Consider the following 17,917-nt stretch of genomic DNA (forward strand, 5'->3'; position numbering starts at 1 on the left):
CCTTTGACTGCAGCCCGCAGGCGGGCTGCAGATCTCATTGCACCCACACGCCCTATGACCGAAACACCCATTCCTAAAACAGCGAAGCCTTGCGCTGAAGATTATCGCCGCCAACACAAACTGCGCCTTGAACACATGCCCTGGCTTTACTTTTCCCTGAAAGCCAAACACCAGCAATGGGCGCACCCCTGGCAAGCAGACCTGCAATGCAAGCTGGCCGCTCTTGAAACCGTACAATTTAGCGAGCATTGCTTCCTGGCACCTTCGGCCACACTTTTTGCGGAACCCGGGCGCGACATTATCGTTGGTGACCGCAGTTCGCTGGCCGCAAACTGCTATTTGCACGGCCCCATCCGCTTGGGCAAAGAAGTCTCGATCAACCCCAACTGCCGGCTTGAAGGCGGGCGTGCCGGTATTGTAATTGGCGACAAAACGCGTATCGCTGCTGGCTGTAATATGTACGCCTTTAATCACGGCTTGCAGGCAGACACCCCAATCAAAGATCAACCGGTAAGCTCAAAGGGCATTCGTATTGGGCAGGATGTTTGGGTGGGCGCCAACACCGCAATTACCGATGGCGTTACCGTGGGGGATCACGCGGTTATTGGCATTAACTCAACGGTTACCCGCGATGTACCGGCATACGCCATAGTGGCCGGCTCGCCGGCGCGCGTGATTGGCGACAGGCGCACTAGCTAAGGTAAACGCGCACTAGGTGCGCTCAAGCTCTGGCGGCTCAGGGGTTTTTTCTGGGTCGGCGGGCAACAGGCCTTTTTCCTCCAGCTTTTTCTTGGATTCCTTCACCCCTTGCTCGAAACTTTTTAGCAGCTGCTGCCAACCCTCTAATATTTCTGAATTGGCCCGCTTAACTTGCGCTTCAAGGGTTTGAGACTCAAGGGTTTCCACTTGCGCCTGCAAGGCCACAACCTGCTGAGTTAAGTGCGCAATGTCTTTTTGTTGCGCCTGGAGCTGATAATACAAACCGCCGGCCAACACCACCAAAACACCTACCGCCAGCTGGTAGAGCAACACACTGCGCGACATTACTCTTCTCCCGCCTGATGCACATATTTTATAAGCCTGGCTTTCAACGCAGGTGGAATTTCTTTTAGCACCAAGGTATCCGAGCCCGGGTCGTAAACCACTGTTTGCCCTAAACACTCTGAAGAAAAGCTTAAGCTGAGCTGGTCTGTACGCCCGCTAATGCGTACAAATTGGCGCATTTGTTTTCGATCTGCATAGAACTGCGCAGGCGCTTCGGGGGCTGCCTCAATCACAAAACGCTCAAAGGCGGCCGGCTCTTCATCACTGATTTGTTGTGAAATTTCTGCAATCTCAATGGCTTTGCCGCTTTTATCTTGCTCTATACAAAAATCCGCGACCTTTTTCTTACAGGCGGCCGCCTGCTCTTCTTGCAAATTCGCGGAATAGCGCTCCACCAGCTGCAAAAACGCTGAGGTTTGTGCGGCTGTATCTACCGGGTCTGTAAAACCTGTTGCCGCCTCAAACGCCTCTGCCAATGGCTTTTCACCGCGCGCGCGCAGCATCGCCAAATAGGGCTCAGGTTCACTCGCTTGCCATTGGGTAAGCGAAATTTTTAGCCCCCCGCGAAGCCCGCGAACGTCAATATTTTTTGCCTCGGCAAGCTGCATGGCCGGATCGATAAAGATGCCGCCCTCATGCTGTACCAGGTAAATATAAATGCAATCTTCATCGGCCAGGGTTTCATGCACCAACAACAAAAAACCGTCATACAGTGCATCTGCTTGCGCCATATGAATTTGCAGGTGCTCGGCAAAACGCTCCGAGAATGCATGAAAGCTTTGCTTGCTTTCCAGATAATCTGCAATCCAGGCGGGCACCGGGCAGGCGCCCGCATCGCGATCAAACTGGCCGAACTGCTTACCCGCCTTGCCGATAAACGCAAGCTTCAGCTCCTGGCTCAAATCCTGCGCCAAGCTATTAATGCTATGAGCGGCAGGCGATTTGGTTAGCTGGGAGTTATCATCATTTACGTAAAAACGATGCATTGAAAGTGCATTTATGGCCATAAATTGATCACTGCAACAAACGGTATAGATTCACAGGTGCGCCCACACAGGTTAAGCTTGCACCCAACACAAAAACGGGAGGTATTATGCCGCAATTAAGACTCATAGGCGCCCTGTTATTTTGCCTGGCAGCCGCTTTGCCGCAGGCCCAGGCCGAGAGCGTCAGCATTACCGAGCTCAGCTGGACAGACAAGCAGTTTATGGCCGCCCAATTAGCGCGGGTAGATGAATTGGTACGCTCGGAGATGGGCGCACAAATTCATGGCAAGCCCCGTGATATCGATGTGCTTCAACGGGTTGTAAACCGAAACCTTGTGGATCGCAATGATGCGCAAACCCAGCAGGCATTGGGCTTGGTGCTAGGTAACGTAATTGCCAATAAAACAGGTATGCAATGGGTGGCCTACAAAGACAGCAATGGCCGCAGCCGGGCCCTGTGTGTAAAAGACACATCAGACTGCCTGTTCCCCATGACCATGCTGGCGCGCCGCATGGCAGTAGGCTTGTACCCGGATGTAAACAAGATTTACCAAGAGGCCATGGAAATGGTTCAGCCGCTAGTCAATAAAAGCCCCTATGACGTGGCCACAGAATCCGAGCCAATTAACTAGCCCCTCAGCACACCAAGCCGCAGCAGCCAACGCAAAGGCCTCTGCCGTTTTCGCAGTGGCCACCTGGCAGCTAGCCTGCAATTACCACAGCCAAACACAAATCAGGCCCACATTAGCGGGCCTGTGACGTTCAAAAAATGAATTGCGTGCGAATTAGCGATCTTGACGGTTGCCGCTGTAGTGACCCAAATCTTTGGACAGTCGCTCGCGGGCAATCGCGCGATAGGAGCGGAAAGATGCCGCCATTACGCCGCTTTGCTTGGCCACCTTCATCTGTTTGATGCGCTCGTCATCCACGTAGCGTGCCAGGCGATGCGCCCGGGCCTTGGCGCTGCCATAGAGAATGGGCACCCATTCATCGATACAGGCAACCGCGTCGTCCGGTGAAAGGCTTAAAAACGGGAAAAATGCGTTATATAAACCCACAAGGTTCTTCTCGCCCGGGGCATGCAGTGCCTGGGGCGTGAACCAGCTAGCCAAGTACTTAAAGGGAAATAGCAGCAAGTTCTGCAGGGTTACCAGCAATTGGTAGAGGAAATTAAACGGCAGGTAAACAACCAAGACCAAGCACTGCACTAAAAAGCGCATACCGTCGTCAGACCAAGACAAACGTTTGAGATTGCGCGGCCACAACATCGCCTTGACGTCGACAAGATCTGCCACCAGCCTGCGCCGGTGATAACGCCGTGCCACGTCAAAGCAGGCAGATTCCGCTTCAGAAAGCAGCCCTACGTGCTTGTTATGTGGGATCAAGAGGGTCATTTCCTTATGCCTTAGCACCTATGTTAGTACTGTTTTGCAGAGCCGGCCCTGCACGGTTGTAACAACCAGTTTACCTACTTACGAGCGAAACACACCTAGCAGATGCCCCTGCTCACCTCTATCACGCAATTCTGGCCCAATATAGACTATCGTACAAGAAAGAAAAAGCCCCGTAACTGCGCTTAAACGGGCTTATGTAGGCAATTTCAGAGCATAAATACAAGTGCGCCACTGACTAAGACACGCAAACCTGCCAGCAGTTCAAAAAACAACCAACAGCAGGCCATAATTGAACCCGCACCCTTGCACCGGGTGTTAATACACCGCCACACCCACATCCAGCAGTAGCGGGGGTAACAATGCATCCAACAGCCCGATATCGCTTAGCTGTGCGGCATCAAGCTCTAGCGCCCGGGCAGATTTTAGCCACTGCTGCTGCTCCAGCTTTAATTTGATGGCCTCGGCGCTATCTGAGGGCGACCACACGGCAATGGCTAGCTGGACCCTTGGCACATAGCAACTCACAGGTACCGGGGAGCCGAGGTCCGCTCGATTGAAGCCATAGGTGAAGCCCTGCAGATACAGCCAATTACCCAGGCGCCCCAAGGCTGCATCCGGCTGTGGCCGCCCGTCCAGCGCGCCGCCATGGCGCAAGCATTCTGCGCGTTCGGTCAGCCGCGCGAGTGAAGTCAGGGTTTCGGGCCAGGTAACATAGGGAACGCCCGAATCTTCTGCCCGCTGCTGCTGCCCGCCCAACCGGCGGCCGCTCTCGGTAAGCACCCACCCCTTGGGCCCCGGCGCTTGCCAGCCCAGGTCTGCCAGCAACAGATTTAACAAGCGCGCCGGCAACCCCAGCTTTTGCCCCAGTTGGCTTGCGGTTAAGGGAGCCTCGGGCAGGTCATCCCAAATACCGTGTTGGAGCACAGCCTCGGGCCAGCCCACATATTCACCATACTTGGGGTGCGTAAGGTAGATACCGCCCTCAAACTTGCCCTTTTCGGTAAGCTGCCAACGATCGTCCACCTTCACCATCCAGTGGGCGCGCGCCAAGAGCACAAACACTTCTTTAGGCTCTTTACCCAACTGCTTTGCCAAAGCCGTTGTTGATACATACTTAGTGTCGGACATATACCAGATTCGCCTAAAAAAAGATCACATTAAAACAGTCTGTAGAATGGGTAAAGAATAACTCGCTATGAGCGGCGGTTTTTTATACAATACGCGCCCTTTAAATTTGGCGACCGCGCGGGAATCAGCGGTAGGCCATACTCTACCGAGATAATTCATGTCTTTACCTGCTAGCTTTGCCGATCTGGCACTAGCTCCTGCTGTATTAAAAGCAGTTGCTGAACTAGGTTACGAACAACCCTCCCCTATTCAAGCCCAAGCCATCCCTCACCTCCTCGCCGGACGTGACATTTTAGGGGTTGCCCAAACCGGTACCGGTAAAACCGCAGCCTTCGCGCTGCCACTGCTTACCCAAATCGATGTAAACAACAACCAGACCCAGGTTCTGGTACTCACCCCAACCCGCGAGCTGGCCATTCAGGTAGCAGAAGCCTTCCAGCGCTATGCCACCCATACGAAAGGCTTCCACGTGCTGCCCATCTATGGCGGCCAAGATATGCGCGCACAATTGCGTCAGCTCCAACGCGGTGCCCAAGTGGTTGTAGGCACACCGGGGCGGGTTATGGATCACCTGCGCCGCGGTAGCTTGCAGCTGGATAAGCTGCAGGCCATCGTACTAGACGAAGCCGACGAAATGCTGCGCATGGGTTTCATCGACGATGTTGAATGGATTCTGGAGCATACACCCGAGCAGCGCCAAACGGCACTCTTCTCTGCCACCATGCCGCCGCCCATCAAGAAAGTGGCCGACCGCTACCTGGTAGAACCTGCAGAAGTGAAAATTTCACCGGAAAGCAGCACCGGCAGCAACATCGAACAGCACTACTGGATGGTGAGCGGTACCAATAAAATGGACGCCCTTACCCGCATTCTGGAAGTGGAAGATTTTGATGCCATGATTATTTTCGTGCGCACCAAAACTGCCACCGTGGAGCTTGCTGAAAAACTTGAAGCGCGGGGTTTTTCTGCCTCTGCCATCAACGGCGACATGAACCAGGCCCTGCGCGAGCGCACCATTGATCGCCTGAAACAAAACAAACTGGATATTCTGGTAGCCACCGATGTGGCAGCGCGCGGTATTGACGTTGAGCGCGTAAGCCACGTCATGAACTACGACATCCCCTACGATAGCGAAGCCTACGTGCACCGCATTGGCCGCACCGGTCGCGCCGGGCGCAGCGGCAAGGCCATCCTGTTTGTGGCACCACGCGAGCGTCGCCTGCTTTACGCCATTGAAAAGGCCACCAACCAGCGCATTGAGCGCATGGAGCTGCCCACCGGTGATGCCGTAACCAAGCAGCGCATTGATCAATTCAATCAACTGCTCACCACCACCCTCACCGAGCAGCGCAATAAGCTCGACTTCTTCTACGAATTACTCGCGGAGTTTAGCCAAACCCACGACGTATCCGCAGAAGAAATTGCCTCGGCACTGGCCTACCTTTGCCAAAAAGAGCGCCCGCTGCAGGTGCAACTGGCAGACGTACATGCCGCCCAAGATCGCCCCCGTCGCGATCGCCCGGAGCGCGGCGAACGCGACCGGAGCGAACGCAGCGAGCGAGGGGATCGCGACCGCGGCGAGAAGCGTGAGCGCCGTGAGCGTGGCCCGAAGCGCGACGACGTACCCATGGATTTGTACCGCCTGGAAGTTGGCCGCGATCACGGCGTCAAGCCAGGTGACATTGTAGGCGCCATTGCCAACGAGGCCGGCATAGACAGCCGCCACATTGGCAACATCCGCCTGCAAGGTGAATTCAGCACCGTTGAATTGCCCACCGGCATGCCAAAAGAAACGCTTTCGCACCTGCGCAAAGTATTTATTCGCAGCCAGCCCATCAACATCAGCCTGGATACCGGCGGCAGTGGCGCGAATCATGAGCGCCCTAAAAAGCGCCACCCCAAAGGCGACCGCGCCGAGCGGCCCGCCCGCCTTGGCGATAAGCCTGCGAAAAAGCCGCGCAAGCCTAAAAAGTACGACTAAATAAAAATCCCCGCACTCGCGGGGATTTTTTTGACGCAACTTATCGCATTACAGCTTATAAAACCCCGCAACGCAGAACAACGCCCAGGCAAGTCAAACACATACAACAAGGTTTGCTACTGGTAAAAACACGCCTCACCTTTTGGGCGGGTTTTAAAACGCTTGTGCATCCACAGATATTGCTCGGGATGCCGGCGAACCGACTCTTCTATACAAAGGTTCATTGTGCGGGTATCGGCAAGCGGATCATTGGAGGGGAAGTTCTGGAGCAGCTTAAGCCTCACCACATAGCGCCCATTGCCGGCACGAAAGGCTTCAGCAAATACCACCTGCGCACAGGCTGCACGGGCGAACTCATGCACACTGGGCACGGTGGCCGCCTCCACGCCAAAAAAAGGCACAAACAGGCTTCGCTTGCGCCCCAGATCTTGGTCTGCAGCAATGAGGCCCGCCTCACCGGCTGACAAACGCGCTATAAATTCAGGCACCTGCTTGCGGGGAATCAAGCGCACTTGATAACGCGAGCGCGAGCGGGTGGCCATGTATTCCCACAGTGGATTGTTATTAACGCGAAACAACACATTGAGCGGGCGTTGCAGGCTCAAGTAAGCGTAAGCCATTTCAACACAGGTATTATGCAACCCGAAAAACAACACGGGCTTACCGGTTAGGGCTTCAAGAATTTCAGCCCCTTGGATGTCAAAAAACGCCTCAAAGCGCTTGCGACTGCCCCACCATACCCAACCACTTTCAAACAGGGTAAAGCCGGCACTGGCAAAGTGCTCACGGGCAAGGTGCCAACGCTCGGTCTCAGAAAGCTCCGGAAAACACAACGCCAGATTGCGAAGTGCAACCCGCCTACGCGCAGGCACCACACGAAACAACACCAAGCCGGCTGCGCGACCAATGGCGCGCACACAACAATAAGGCAGCTGCGAAACCAGCCATAAAACGGCAAACCACAACCACAGTAACCAATAGCGCGGCGTTAAAAATTGCCAGCGGAATCTTTGCGCCGCCAAATGTTCATCGCTGGAACGGCGCTGTAGCTTTGATCCACCCAAGCACTAGGCCTCATCGAACATCTGAATATGGTAGCCGGCTTCAACGGCATCTTTCAGTGCCTTATCGGCCATTAACACGCGTTTATCGCTAATGGCAGACTGGGGTAGGCGCTTGCGGTTTTCAATCACTGCTTCACTGAAACCCGCGCGCATCAGGTAGATTTTGCACAAATTTTCGGCACCAAACAGGTCTTCGAAATTAATGTATACAATAAAGGGCACCTGCTGCCCAACCGCCACACCTTCGCGTGCTTTTACGGCCTTTGCCGTTACAGAAAATACGTACATAACATCCTCACGTTGCCAGAATAACGCGCAGTGCATCCAGCTTTAATGCCGCCGCAGACAAGTACTCAGAGAGCGCCTGTTGATCCTGCTTTAGCTGTTCAATTTCAGCGGGCCTGATGGCCGGATTTACCTTGGCCAGCGCCGTTAAGCGCGCCACTTCATCACCAAGTTTGGCCTCAAGGTTAGCTTGCGCCTGGGCCAAGAGTGCATCCTGGCGCGGCGCCACTGCAAGTTTGGCTTTTTTTACGAGCTCTGCAATGGGGTCGCGCGCTTGTTTGGCAATTTGCTGCGCGGTATTGCGCGGCAGTTTTTGCAACAAGGGCTGCAGCTTTTCTGTGGTGAGCACGTCGGTTAAATCCCGCCCGCTCATATCCACCAATACCCTGAGTGGCGTGAGCGGCAAGTAACGAAACAGCTGCAATGAATTGGGCGCTGCCACGTTAAGCAGAAACACTGCCTCCAGCATCAAGGTGCCGGGCTTGATGGGGCCAAGCTTGATAGTGGCAACCGAGGTATTACCAAAACCACCGCTGAGCACCATATCCATGGCACCGGTGACCATCGGGTGCTCCCAGGTGAGGTACTCTATGTCTTCGCGCGAGAGCGCCATTTCACGCTGGTAGGTTACCGTCACACCATCACCGGGCAGCGCCGGAAAGTGCGCGCACTGCATGTGATCGCCCGGGCGCAACACGGTGCTTACAGAAGAATGCGGCTCCTGCTCAACACCGTAGGCGTCGAATACGCGGCTCATGTAGTCTTCCAACTGGCCACGTTCTTCCTGCTCAAATAGCGACTCAATAACATCGTCGGCCACATCGGCCCGGCAAGAGCTGAGTTCAAGCAGCCGATTGCGGCCTGCTTCAAGCTTGGATTTTAGGTCAGAGGCTTGCTGCTTGGTTGCGGCCAACAACGCCTCCCATTGTTTGCCGTCTGCCGTAGCTTCACCGTGAATGATGGCCTCTATGTCAGCACGCTGTTGATCGTAAACTGCAGCGCCCACATGACACACAGACTCAAAGGCATCCAGCCCCTGGTGATACCAGTCAAACAGCATTTCCTGCGGGCTATCTTCATAGTAAGGCACCCAAATTTGCACATCCTTGCGCTGGCCGATTCGATCGAGCCGGCCGATGCGCTGCTCAAGCAAATCCGGGTGGGCGGGCAAATCGAACATGATCAAGTGGCTGGCAAACTGGAAGTTGCGCCCTTCACTGCCAATTTCAGAACAGATGAGTGCCTGGGCGCCCTCTTCCATATCCGCAAAATACGCCGCAGCGCGATCGCGCGCCACAAGCGACAAGCCCTCGTGAAAGGCGCTCACTGCAAAACCTTCAGATAAACGCAGGTGAGATTCCAAATCCAAGGCTGTTTCGGCGGCGGCGCAAATCACCAACACTTTTTGGCCGCGATGCTCGCGCAACCATTGTGCGAGCCAGGTTACGCGCTCATCCATTTCCGGCCATACATCGCCCATTTCTTCGCGCAGCTGCTGCTCGGGAAACAGCTCTGGTGCAATCAGCATATCGGGCGCGGGCAAGGGAATTGGGTGCACACAGCGGCTTGGGAAGCCCTCTACCCCTTGGCGGGTATTTCGAAACAGCACCCGGCCGGTGCCGTGGCGATCCAATAACTGGTTTACCGCCCGTTGCAGTAAAACCTCACGGGCCTCGGCATCTTCTGCCGCGGCAATGGCCTCTACCAATTGCTCGTCTACAAAATCACGCAGCTGGGCCACAACATTTTTCGGCAAATCCGCTCGGGCGACTTCGGTAACGGGCACCAGCTGCTGCACCAAATCATTCACGGCACTGTATTCGTTTTCTTGCTGCTTGAACGCGTTCAGGTCGTAGTAGCGATCCGGGTCTAACAATCGCAGGCGTGCAAAGTGGCTTTCAACGCCCAGCTGTTCGGGCGTGGCCGTGAGCAGTAACAAACCCAGTGCTTTTTCTGCCAAGGCTTCAACTGCACGGTATTCAGCACTTACAGATTCAGCAGACCACTTCAGGTGATGGGCCTCATCTACCAACAGTAGATCCCAGTGTACGGCCAGTGCCTCTGCCAATCGCGTTTCATTGTTTACAAACACCGACAGCGGGCAGATGACCAATTGCGAAGTTTCAAAAGGATTTTGCGGCTCGCCAATGCCTGCGAATTCGTCGTCTTCCACATGGGTCAGATCGCGCAGGCGCTCTTCGGTAAACAGGCTGAACTGCAGATTAAACCGGCGCAACATTTCCACCAGCCACTGGTGTACCAGTGAGTCTGGCACCAGCACCAACACCCGATTGGCGCGGCCATTAATGAGCTGCTGATGCACCACCAGGCCCGCTTCAATGGTTTTACCCAAGCCCACTTCATCGGCCAGCAATACCCGTGGTGCGTAGCGGTTGCCCACTTCATTGGCAATATAAAGCTGATGCGGCAATAGCTGAACGCGCGCACCCAACAAACCGTAGGAGGCAGACGACTGCTGCTGCTTCAGGTATTCAAGGGTTTCCAGGCGCAGGTTAAAGCGCTTAAGCGAATCAACCTGGCCTGAAAACAAACGATCCATGGGGGCAGAAAACTGTACGAATGAATCGAGATCAATCTCGTCCATTAGCACTTCCTGGCCCTGGGCATCCAAGCCCCGGTAGCTGAGCAGGTTACCGTCTTCAACGACTTCAGAGACCTTGATGCGCAGGCCTTCCGCCGAGCGCACGCTGTCGCCGCGCTGGTAGCGTACGCGGCTGATAGGTGCGTTATTCATAGAGTATGTGCGGCGCTCGCCGGCAGCGGGAAAACTGAGCGTTACCAGCCTGTCTTCCACTTCCAATACCAAGCCTAAACCCAGCTCGGCCTCGGTGTCGCTAATCCAGCGCTGGCCCATCTCGAATGTCTGTTGAGACACGTAATACCTCGTTTGGTTGGATCATCCGGTTGCCCGGAAAAAAGCGCACATTATAACGCGCAAGCGCCCGGCCGGGCACTAAATTGGCAGGCATAAAAAAACCGGCATAACGCCGGTTTTTTAACCAATCAGCAAGGCTTACAGCTTGCTTTCAAGCTCTGGCACAGCATCGAACAAATCCGCCACCAGGCCATAGTCGGCCACTTGGAAAATGGGGGCCTCTTCGTCTTTGTTAATAGCCACAATCACTTTACTGTCTTTCATGCCTGCCAGGTGCTGAATCGCACCGGAGATACCCACAGCCACGTAAAGATCTGGCGCAACGATTTTACCGGTTTGGCCAACCTGCATGTCGTTGGGTACAAAGCCTGCATCCACAGCAGCACGGGAAGCACCCACCGCGGCGCCCAGTTTATCGGCCACTTTGTACAGCAGCTCGAAGTTGTCGCCGTTTTGCATGCCACGGCCACCGGAAATCACCACTTTGGCGCTGGTGAGTTCCGGGCGGTCGCTCTTGGCAAGCTCTTCACCTACAAACGCTGAGATGCCCGCATCGTGTGCTGCATCTACTGCCTCAATAGCGGCGCTGCCACCTTCTGCAGCCACGGCGTCAAAGGCGGTACCGCGCACGGTAATCACCTTGATGGCATCGGTGCTTTGTACTGTGGCGATCACGTTACCGGCATAGATTGGGCGCTGGAAAGTATCGGCACTTTCAACACCGGTGATATCTGAAATGGCCTGCACATCCAGCAAAGCTGCGGCGCGTGGCAATACGTTTTTGCCGCCAGTGGTGGCCGGCGCCAGAATGTGGCTGTAGTTTTTGCCAAGCTCGGCAATCAATTGACCCAGGTTTTCAGCCAAACCGTGGGCGTAGGCTGCGTTATCGGCAACCAGTACTTTGGCAACACCAGCCACCTTGGCAGCCGCTTCAGCCGCCGCGCCGCAACCGTTGCCCGCCACCAGCAGGTCAATATCGCCACCAATGGCCGCAGCCGCGGCTACTGTGTTCAGGGTGGCGCCCTTCAGGCTTGCGTTGTCGTGTTCTGCAATTACTAAAATAGCCATTTAGATCACCTTCGCCTCGTTTTTCAGTTTCTCTACCAGCTCGCTTACATCGGCAACCTTGATGCCCGCCTGACGCTCGGCAGGTGGCGATACTTTAAGCAGCTTCACGCGCGCGGCTGTATCTACGCCCAAATCGGCAGGTGATACGGTATCGAGGGGCTTTTTCTTGGCCTTCATGATATTTGGCAGCGAAGCATAGCGCGGCTCGTTCAAGCGCAAATCGGTGGTCACAATGGCCGGTAAATTCAAGGCTAGGGTTTGCAAGCCGCCATCGATTTCGCGGGTAACGTTAACCTTACCTTCAGCAACGTTAACCTCAGAGGCAAAGGTGCCCTGTGGCATGCCTGCCAAGGCGCCCAACATCTGGCCGGTTTGGTTGTTGTCGCCATCGATGGACTGTTTGCCCAGAATCACAAGGTCGGGTGACTCTTTCTCAACAAGGGCCTTCAGGCACTTGGCAATGGCCAATGGCTCAAGCTCGGCATCGGTTTCAACCAGAATGCCGCGGTCGGCACCCAATGCCAGGGCGGTACGAATTTGCTCCTGGGATTGCTTGGCGCCAATGGAAACCGCCACAATCTCGGTGGCTACGCCCTTCTCTTTCAGGCGCACCGCTTCTTCTACGGCGATTTCACAAAATGGGTTAATAGACATCTTGGCGTTGGCGATATCCGCCCCCGTGCCATCGGCCTTTGCGCGTACTTTCACGTTGTAATCAACAACGCGTTTAACAGCTACAAGAATCTTCATGGATATTCCGTTCGCTCTTCAGATGAGGACAAGAGCATGGGTGATTACATGCCCACCTGGTTTACTGTCTCACGTTTATCCGGTATAAATTCGAACAAGCGTTTGAGAACCCCGCTATACTGACGTTTTTACCCCTCAAAAGCAAGGAGCCCGGAGCGATCTATAGCCTAGACCAGCCCAGCCAACAGCACCAAGAGGAAGTAAAAAGTTACTGAAAACCAAAGGTTTAGCACCAATTTGCCATCAAAACTGCACTGTTGGGACATTGGTGTGAGTTTGGGGCCTGACTTATACTCTGGCCGCCACCACAATTAGCCAGCCGCTGCCCGGCAGCGCCAGCACAACCCTATAAAAGGTAAGAGGAGAGGACTGTGGAAAGAGAATATATGGAGTATGACGTCGTCATTGTCGGCGCAGGCCCTGCCGGGCTGTCGGCCGCCTGCCGCTTGCGTCAACTCAATGAAGAACTCACCGTCTGCGTTGTAGAGAAAGGCTCCGAGGTAGGCGCCCACATCCTTTCCGGTGCGGTGTTTGAACCCACCGCACTCAATGAGCTGTTCCCGGATTGGAAAGAAAAAGGCGCGCCACTGCACACCGAGGTGAGTCGCGACGACATCTACCTGCTTAAAAGCGGCGAAAGTGCCCAGAAAATTCCCGGCCTGTTTGTGCCAAAAACCATGCACAACGAAGGCAACTACATTATTAGCCTTGGCAACCTGTGCCGCTGGCTTGCCGAGCAAGCTGAGGCGCTGGGTGTTGAAATTTTCCCGGGCTTTGCGGCATCCGAAGTGCTCTACCACGAAGATGGCAGCGTAAAAGGCATTGCCACCGGCGACATGGGCATTGGCATGAACGGCGAGCAAAAAGACAGCTACATGCCGGGCATGGAGCTGCACGCGAAATACACATTGTTTACCGAGGGTTGCCGCGGCCATCTGGGCAAGCAGCTGATTGCCAAATACGAGCTGGATAAAGGCAAAGAGCCCCAGCATTACGGTATTGGCATCAAAGAAATCTGGACTATCCCGCCCGAGCAACATCAACAAGGCCTGGTGGTACACACCGCAGGCTGGCCTCTTTCTGAAAGCGGCTCGGCGGGCGGCAGCTTTTTGTATCACATTGAAGACAACCAGGTGGTTGTGGGCCTGATTACCGATCTATCCTACAGCAACCCGCATGTAAGCCCCTTTGATGAATTCCAGCGCTACAAGCACCACCCCGTAATTGCCCAACACCTGAAAGGCGGCACACGCACCGCCTATGGCGCACGCGCCATTGTTAAAGGTGGTTTGCAATCGCAGCCAAAAATGTCTTTCCCCGGTGGTTTATTGCTGGGCGATAACGCAGGCACCTTGAACTTCGCCAAGATCAAAGGTTCTCACACGGCCATGAAGTCCGGCATGATTGGTGCCGAAGTGATTGCCAAAGCACTGGGCGCGGGTCGCGCGAGCGATGATGCGGTGGAATTTGCCGAGGCCTATAAAAAATCCTGGGCCTGGAAAGAGCTGCACCAGCAGCGTAACTTCGGCCCTGCCCAGCACAAGTGGGGCAACCTCTTGGGCTCTGCTTACGCGTTTATTGATATCAATATTTTCAACGGCAAACTACCCTGGACCCTGTCTGACCCAACGCCGGATTATGCCCAGTTAAAGCCTGCCGACCAGTGCGCCAAAATTGCCTACCCCAAGCCCGATGGCAAGCTGAGCTTTGACAAGCTGTCTTCTGTGTTTTTATCCAACACCAACCACGAAGAAGATCAGCCCTGCCACTTGAAGTTAAAAGATGAAAGTGTGCCCATTCAGGTTAACCTGCCAAAGTACGACGAGCCCGCGCAGCGCTACTGCCCGGCCGGCGTTTACGAGGTTGTGGAAAACGCCGAGGGTGAGCAACGCTTCCAGATTAACGCGCAAAACTGTGTGCACTGCAAAACCTGCGACATTAAAGATCCGGCGCAAAACATTACCTGGGTTGCGCCCGAGGGGACCGGCGGCCCTAACTACCCGAACATGTAGATTTGCCACAAAAAAGGGGTTCAAATGAACCCCTTTTTTGTATGCAGTGTTCTGGCGCCCAGCAAAGTTAATGTCATCTAGGCGCTTTTCACAAACACCAATACGGGCTTTAGCACCCGGGCTTGGTTTTCAAGCACGACTTTCAAGTGCACCATTAGCGCGTCTATCGTTAGAACCCCAAGCAAAAGTACCCCAAGCAAAACCCTCAGCGCAAGCGTGACATTCAGGCGCTGCACTCACCCTCTGCAAGCGGAAAAAACTCTCCATTACTCCAAATGCCCATATCACCGCTGGCCGCAGGCTCTGCCCATTCGGCCAGCTGGTAAAACACATTGCGATTAATCAAGGCATTCAGGCTATAGCGCACATTCACCAAGGGCACCGGATTACCTTGCGCATCGGCATGTACTTGCAAGCGGTGATCATCGCCCAGCGCAATTACATCACCGGTGGAGGTGGTGAGCTCAATGCGCGCACTGGCACCTTGCCCTTCACGCTCGGCCGCCACCACCAACAGGGGGGCCACATCCACGCGAATACGCCACTTTTCAACAGGCGTTACCAAATAGTGTTCGCCCTGCTCTTCCCACAACACCGAGGCAAAAAGTTTCACAAGCCGCTCACGCTTGATTTCATCGCCCTCGTGAAACCAACGGCCCTCGCGGTCTATACGAATGTCGATATCGCCAGACACCGGCGGCTTCCATAAATGCACAGGCGGTTGTGTTGCAGATTTTTTTGCACCTTCGGGTGCATCGTCACCCTGAAGTTTTGCCAACTGCGATTGCAGCTCTTTAACAGACATACCGTCACTCCCGCTTGGTACGCAACATCAATTACACCAAACGGAGTTAACGGGGCTGCTCTGTAGGCTGATAACTGAATTGCTGCGCAAAGGATTCAAATGCCGAGGCATAGAGTTGATCTACCCGGGTATTGTAACCGGGCAGCCAACTTTCTTTAACGGTGAGCGTCACAGCATCCAGCAATTGGCCGGTAAACGCATCAAAAACCAAAAGCTGCACCCCTGTTTGATCGCGCCCGAAGGCTTGCTCAGGCTCACCGTTTAACCACTCTTGCACGCTATAGGCGCCATCGCCCTCAAATAGCAGTTGGGGGTAAATCACAAAATTTACACCATTGTAGCGCGCCTGACGCACGGCTTTATCCGGTGCTGTGGCCTTATCACCTACCACCACGGTGGCAAAGTGTTGCCGCATGGCGGCGGCCAAATGCTGGGTTAATGCCTGATCTACTGCCTGCGACGGCCCGCGATTAGGTAGCGCCACAAACCAGGCACTGTTGCGCGGTGCCACCCAATCGCGCCCACTGTGCAGGTGGCGCTGCTCTAGCAGCTGCACATCAGTGAGCACAGCACGGGTGGTGTTCATGGTGTGGTTAAAGGTGCAGCCCATCAATAAAGCAAGGCTGCAAAGAAGTATTAAGCGCGCCAACGCCATAGTGCACTCCGCCATTTCGTGTGAGTTGCACTCATTACTGCATATTGTGTGCCCAAGTGTGTTTTACAGGGCCTGGATGGGCTCCACGCAGCGGGCCCGGCGCCCACAATCGCCAGACAGCCAAAGGCCCGCAAAGATCGACTGAAAGCAGGCCTTAATTGCCAGGGGAACTACTGGGGCTTGCCGCCGGAGCCTGGCTGGTTGGCACGCACCGGGTCCAGGTTACCCATGTGCACACCAATATCTTTTATAAAGTTCATCAGCCCCTCCATGTCTTCCACCAATGGGCGGAAAGAGCGCGAGTGATAGAGCTCAACAGCCCCTTGGGTAAGCGCCCAATAAGCGGCGTAATAAAAATACGGCGGCACGCGCTTTAAACGGCCTTCCTCAATGCGCCGCTCGAACATGTTGTTGAGTGTATCTTTGGTGGAGTTTCGAATTTGGTGCAACTGCTCAATGGCTTCAGGTGCAAGATTAAGGGAGATGATTTTTTCTTCCAGGCGCTGAAACAACCTGTCGCGCTGCGGGTCGGCAATGCGGGATTCGAAATAAACCCGCGCAGTGGCGGCAAAATCGCCACTTTCAGCCAGTTTGAAGCTATCTTTCAATCGATCGGCCAGGGCCTGCTCATAATCGAACAGCAGGCGCATGTAAATTTCCACTTTAGAGGTGAAGTGTTTGTAGATAGTCCCCTTGCCGATATCCACGGCCTCGGCGATTTGCTCCACGGTAACCTTATCTTCACCGTGCTCCAGTAACAGCGCCAGAGCGGCGTCTAAAATCCGCTGTTCACGCTGGCGGAACTTCTGGACTTTCTCGCGGGCTTTATCCATGCTTCACACTCTCGTTAATAGTTGTGACCAATATTAAAGCATAAGTCTCAAACTTTCTAAGCTTGGCTGCAATTCTTACTATTCGCAAAAAACATATCCCAAAGTTGTCAAAAAAATGTCGAATCCGCTGCTAAACATCCTAGATATCGAACAACTGGACTTAAACCTGTTTCGATCCCGTCAGCATCAGGAAAACCATCGGCATCATTTGTTTGGCGGCCAGGTACTGGGCCAATCGTTAATGGCCGCAGCCCGCACTGTAGAGGGGCGCATGCCCCACTCCATGCACGCCTATTTTATGCGCGCAGGCGTGAGCGATATTCCCGTAATTTACGATGTAGACCCAATACGCGATGGCGGCAGCTTTACCACCCGGCGCGTGGTTGCCCGCCAGCGAGGCCGCGCCATTTTTAATATGTCTTGCTCTTTTCATATAGAAGAGCCGGGTTTCGAGCACCAGATGTCGTTGGCAACCATGCCGCCGGGGCCCGATGACCTGCCCAAAACCAGCTTCGTAAAGGCCGATGCCCAAGCCGGCAGCAGCGATGTACACGCCATGTACTTTGACTTGCGCTCCGCCCAACCCGACATGTACACCAGCACTGAAGCCTTTGCCCCAACCAGCGAGTTTTGGATGCGCTCAGTGGCCAAGCTGCCAGACGACCCGCTCCTGCATTGCGCGGCACTTGCCTATGCAAGCGACATAGGGCTGATGGCCACCTCCACCCTGCCGCACGCCACCTCGATCATGTCGCCAGAACTTATGCCCGCCAGTATTGATCACGCCATGTGGTTTCACCGGGATTTCCGCATAGACAACTGGCTGCTCTACAGTACAGATAGCCCCTGGGCGGGCGGCGCCCGGGGCCTGAACAGAGGCCTGGTTTACGACCAGCAAGGCAGGCTTGTGGCCTCTACCATGCAAGAGGGGCTGATTCGGCCTATCAAGCCCCGTTAGAGCGCCAAATTTCGGCAGGGCTTCTATACTGGGTGGGCAAACTCATTTTTGTGGAGCC

General features: G+C 54.7%; 17 protein-coding genes. 5 read left to right on the top strand and 12 right to left on the bottom strand.

The genetic code is table 11. From position 1 onward, the window contains the following. The first annotated feature begins 3 nt into the window (after positions 1 to 3). On the top strand, positions 4 to 699 hold the full coding sequence (locus L1F30_RS17560) for a DapH/DapD/GlmU-related protein (protein ID WP_305879901.1): 696 nt from the start codon (positions 4 to 6) through the stop codon (positions 697 to 699). A 12-nt stretch (positions 700 to 711) separates the two neighbouring features. Here L1F30_RS17560 and L1F30_RS09325 read toward each other — a convergent pair whose 3' ends face one another. Both L1F30_RS09325 and L1F30_RS09330 read right to left on the bottom strand, forming a co-directional pair. Beyond that, the gene (locus tag L1F30_RS09325; protein ID WP_253355562.1) at positions 712 to 1,044 is read right to left on the bottom strand and encodes a hypothetical protein; all 333 of its coding nucleotides are present in this window, start codon (positions 1,042 to 1,044) and stop codon (positions 712 to 714) included. Next, positions 1,044 to 2,030, bottom strand: a complete 987-nt coding sequence (locus L1F30_RS09330) for a nucleoid-associated protein (RefSeq protein ID WP_253355564.1) — start codon at positions 2,028 to 2,030, stop codon at positions 1,044 to 1,046. Before L1F30_RS09330 ends, L1F30_RS09325 begins: the two co-directional genes overlap by 1 nt. Positions 2,031 to 2,137: 107 nt before the next feature. On the opposite strand from L1F30_RS09330, the gene L1F30_RS09335 reads away from it, so the two are divergent. Then, a complete protein-coding gene (locus tag L1F30_RS09335) occupies positions 2,138 to 2,662 on the top strand; it encodes a DUF3806 domain-containing protein (RefSeq protein ID WP_253355565.1) in 525 nt (174 codons plus the stop codon). Between the two features lie 153 nt (positions 2,663 to 2,815). Here L1F30_RS09335 and L1F30_RS09340 read toward each other — a convergent pair whose 3' ends face one another. Beyond that, the gene (locus tag L1F30_RS09340) at positions 2,816 to 3,424 is read right to left on the bottom strand and encodes a hypothetical protein (RefSeq protein WP_253355567.1); all 609 of its coding nucleotides are present in this window, start codon (positions 3,422 to 3,424) and stop codon (positions 2,816 to 2,818) included. Positions 3,425 to 3,739: 315 nt separating this feature from the next. Continuing rightward, entirely contained in the window at positions 3,740 to 4,552 is an 813-nt protein-coding gene (locus tag L1F30_RS09345; protein WP_253355569.1) for a 4-alpha-glucanotransferase, read from the bottom strand. Positions 4,553 to 4,709: 157 nt separating this feature from the next. Here L1F30_RS09345 and L1F30_RS09350 point away from each other — a divergent pair, with 157 nt between their 5' ends. Beyond that, complete coding sequence (locus tag L1F30_RS09350; protein WP_253355570.1) at positions 4,710 to 6,533, top strand: DEAD/DEAH box helicase; 1,824 nt, start codon at positions 4,710 to 4,712, stop codon at positions 6,531 to 6,533. Positions 6,534 to 6,649: 116 nt separating this feature from the next. Here L1F30_RS09350 and L1F30_RS09355 read toward each other — a convergent pair whose 3' ends face one another. The 5 genes from L1F30_RS09355 to L1F30_RS09375 all read right to left on the bottom strand — a co-directional run bounded on the left by L1F30_RS09355 (position 6,650) and on the right by L1F30_RS09375 (position 12,596). Continuing rightward, complete coding sequence (locus L1F30_RS09355; protein ID WP_253355572.1) at positions 6,650 to 7,597, bottom strand: lysophospholipid acyltransferase family protein; 948 nt, start codon at positions 7,595 to 7,597, stop codon at positions 6,650 to 6,652. A gap of 3 nt (positions 7,598 to 7,600) precedes the next feature. Continuing rightward, entirely contained in the window at positions 7,601 to 7,885 is a 285-nt protein-coding gene (locus tag L1F30_RS09360; RefSeq protein WP_253355574.1) for a hypothetical protein, read from the bottom strand. Between the two features lie 7 nt (positions 7,886 to 7,892). Then, positions 7,893 to 10,778 (bottom strand): RNA polymerase-associated protein RapA, encoded by a 2,886-nt coding sequence (gene rapA, locus L1F30_RS09365; protein ID WP_371922628.1) that lies wholly within the window; start codon positions 10,776 to 10,778, stop codon positions 7,893 to 7,895. 138 nt (positions 10,779 to 10,916) lie between these two features. Beyond that, positions 10,917 to 11,846, bottom strand: a complete 930-nt coding sequence (locus L1F30_RS09370) for an FAD-binding protein (protein WP_253355576.1) — start codon at positions 11,844 to 11,846, stop codon at positions 10,917 to 10,919. Beyond that, positions 11,847 to 12,596 (bottom strand): electron transfer flavoprotein subunit beta/FixA family protein, encoded by a 750-nt coding sequence (locus tag L1F30_RS09375; protein ID WP_253355578.1) that lies wholly within the window; start codon positions 12,594 to 12,596, stop codon positions 11,847 to 11,849. 386 nt (positions 12,597 to 12,982) lie between these two features. Here L1F30_RS09375 and L1F30_RS09380 point away from each other — a divergent pair, with 386 nt between their 5' ends. Beyond that, the gene (locus L1F30_RS09380; protein ID WP_253361804.1) at positions 12,983 to 14,608 is read left to right on the top strand and encodes an electron transfer flavoprotein-ubiquinone oxidoreductase; all 1,626 of its coding nucleotides are present in this window, start codon (positions 12,983 to 12,985) and stop codon (positions 14,606 to 14,608) included. 223 nt (positions 14,609 to 14,831) lie between these two features. Here the strand turns inward: L1F30_RS09380 and L1F30_RS09385 are convergent, their stop codons facing one another. The 3 genes from L1F30_RS09385 to L1F30_RS09395 form a co-directional block, all read right to left on the bottom strand. Next, entirely contained in the window at positions 14,832 to 15,413 is a 582-nt protein-coding gene (locus L1F30_RS09385) for a DUF1285 domain-containing protein (protein WP_253355580.1), read from the bottom strand. 46 nt (positions 15,414 to 15,459) lie between these two features. Next, a complete protein-coding gene (locus L1F30_RS09390; RefSeq protein ID WP_253355582.1) occupies positions 15,460 to 16,068 on the bottom strand; it encodes a DUF4823 domain-containing protein in 609 nt (202 codons plus the stop codon). 170 nt (positions 16,069 to 16,238) lie between these two features. Beyond that, positions 16,239 to 16,901, bottom strand: a complete 663-nt coding sequence (locus L1F30_RS09395) for a TetR/AcrR family transcriptional regulator (RefSeq protein WP_253355584.1) — start codon at positions 16,899 to 16,901, stop codon at positions 16,239 to 16,241. Between the two features lie 115 nt (positions 16,902 to 17,016). Here L1F30_RS09395 and L1F30_RS09400 point away from each other — a divergent pair, with 115 nt between their 5' ends. Further along, positions 17,017 to 17,859: an acyl-CoA thioesterase II gene (locus tag L1F30_RS09400; RefSeq protein WP_253355586.1), complete on the top strand. Its 843-nt coding sequence runs from the start codon at positions 17,017 to 17,019 to the stop codon at positions 17,857 to 17,859. The last annotated feature ends 58 nt before the right edge of the window (positions 17,860 to 17,917 follow it).

It is taken from the genome of Simiduia sp. 21SJ11W-1, from assembly GCF_024138675.1.
Taxonomy (GTDB): domain Bacteria; phylum Pseudomonadota; class Gammaproteobacteria; order Pseudomonadales; family Cellvibrionaceae; genus Simiduia.

Excerpts from the sequence above, each read along its gene's own strand:
- L1F30_RS09325 (WP_253355562.1), bottom strand. The coding sequence starts at position 1,044 with ATGTCGCGCAGTGTGTTGCTCTACCAGCTGGCGGTAGGTGTTTTGGTG.
- L1F30_RS09330 (WP_253355564.1), bottom strand. The coding sequence starts at position 2,030 with ATGCATCGTTTTTACGTAAATGATGATAACTCCCAGCTAACCAAATCG.
- L1F30_RS09335 (WP_253355565.1), top strand. The coding sequence starts at position 2,138 with ATGCCGCAATTAAGACTCATAGGCGCCCTGTTATTTTGCCTGGCAGCC.
- L1F30_RS09340 (WP_253355567.1), bottom strand. The coding sequence starts at position 3,424 with ATGACCCTCTTGATCCCACATAACAAGCACGTAGGGCTGCTTTCTGAA.
- L1F30_RS09345 (WP_253355569.1), bottom strand. The coding sequence starts at position 4,552 with ATGTCCGACACTAAGTATGTATCAACAACGGCTTTGGCAAAGCAGTTG.
- L1F30_RS09350 (WP_253355570.1), top strand. The coding sequence starts at position 4,710 with ATGTCTTTACCTGCTAGCTTTGCCGATCTGGCACTAGCTCCTGCTGTA.
- L1F30_RS09360 (WP_253355574.1), bottom strand. The coding sequence starts at position 7,885 with ATGTACGTATTTTCTGTAACGGCAAAGGCCGTAAAAGCACGCGAAGGT.
- L1F30_RS09370 (WP_253355576.1), bottom strand. The coding sequence starts at position 11,846 with ATGGCTATTTTAGTAATTGCAGAACACGACAACGCAAGCCTGAAGGGC.
- L1F30_RS09375 (WP_253355578.1), bottom strand. The coding sequence starts at position 12,596 with ATGAAGATTCTTGTAGCTGTTAAACGCGTTGTTGATTACAACGTGAAA.
- L1F30_RS09380 (WP_253361804.1), top strand. The coding sequence starts at position 12,983 with ATGGAGTATGACGTCGTCATTGTCGGCGCAGGCCCTGCCGGGCTGTCG.
- L1F30_RS09385 (WP_253355580.1), bottom strand. The coding sequence starts at position 15,413 with ATGTCTGTTAAAGAGCTGCAATCGCAGTTGGCAAAACTTCAGGGTGAC.
- L1F30_RS09390 (WP_253355582.1), bottom strand. The coding sequence starts at position 16,068 with ATGGCGTTGGCGCGCTTAATACTTCTTTGCAGCCTTGCTTTATTGATG.
- L1F30_RS09395 (WP_253355584.1), bottom strand. The coding sequence starts at position 16,901 with ATGGATAAAGCCCGCGAGAAAGTCCAGAAGTTCCGCCAGCGTGAACAG.
- L1F30_RS09400 (WP_253355586.1), top strand. The coding sequence starts at position 17,017 with ATGTCGAATCCGCTGCTAAACATCCTAGATATCGAACAACTGGACTTA.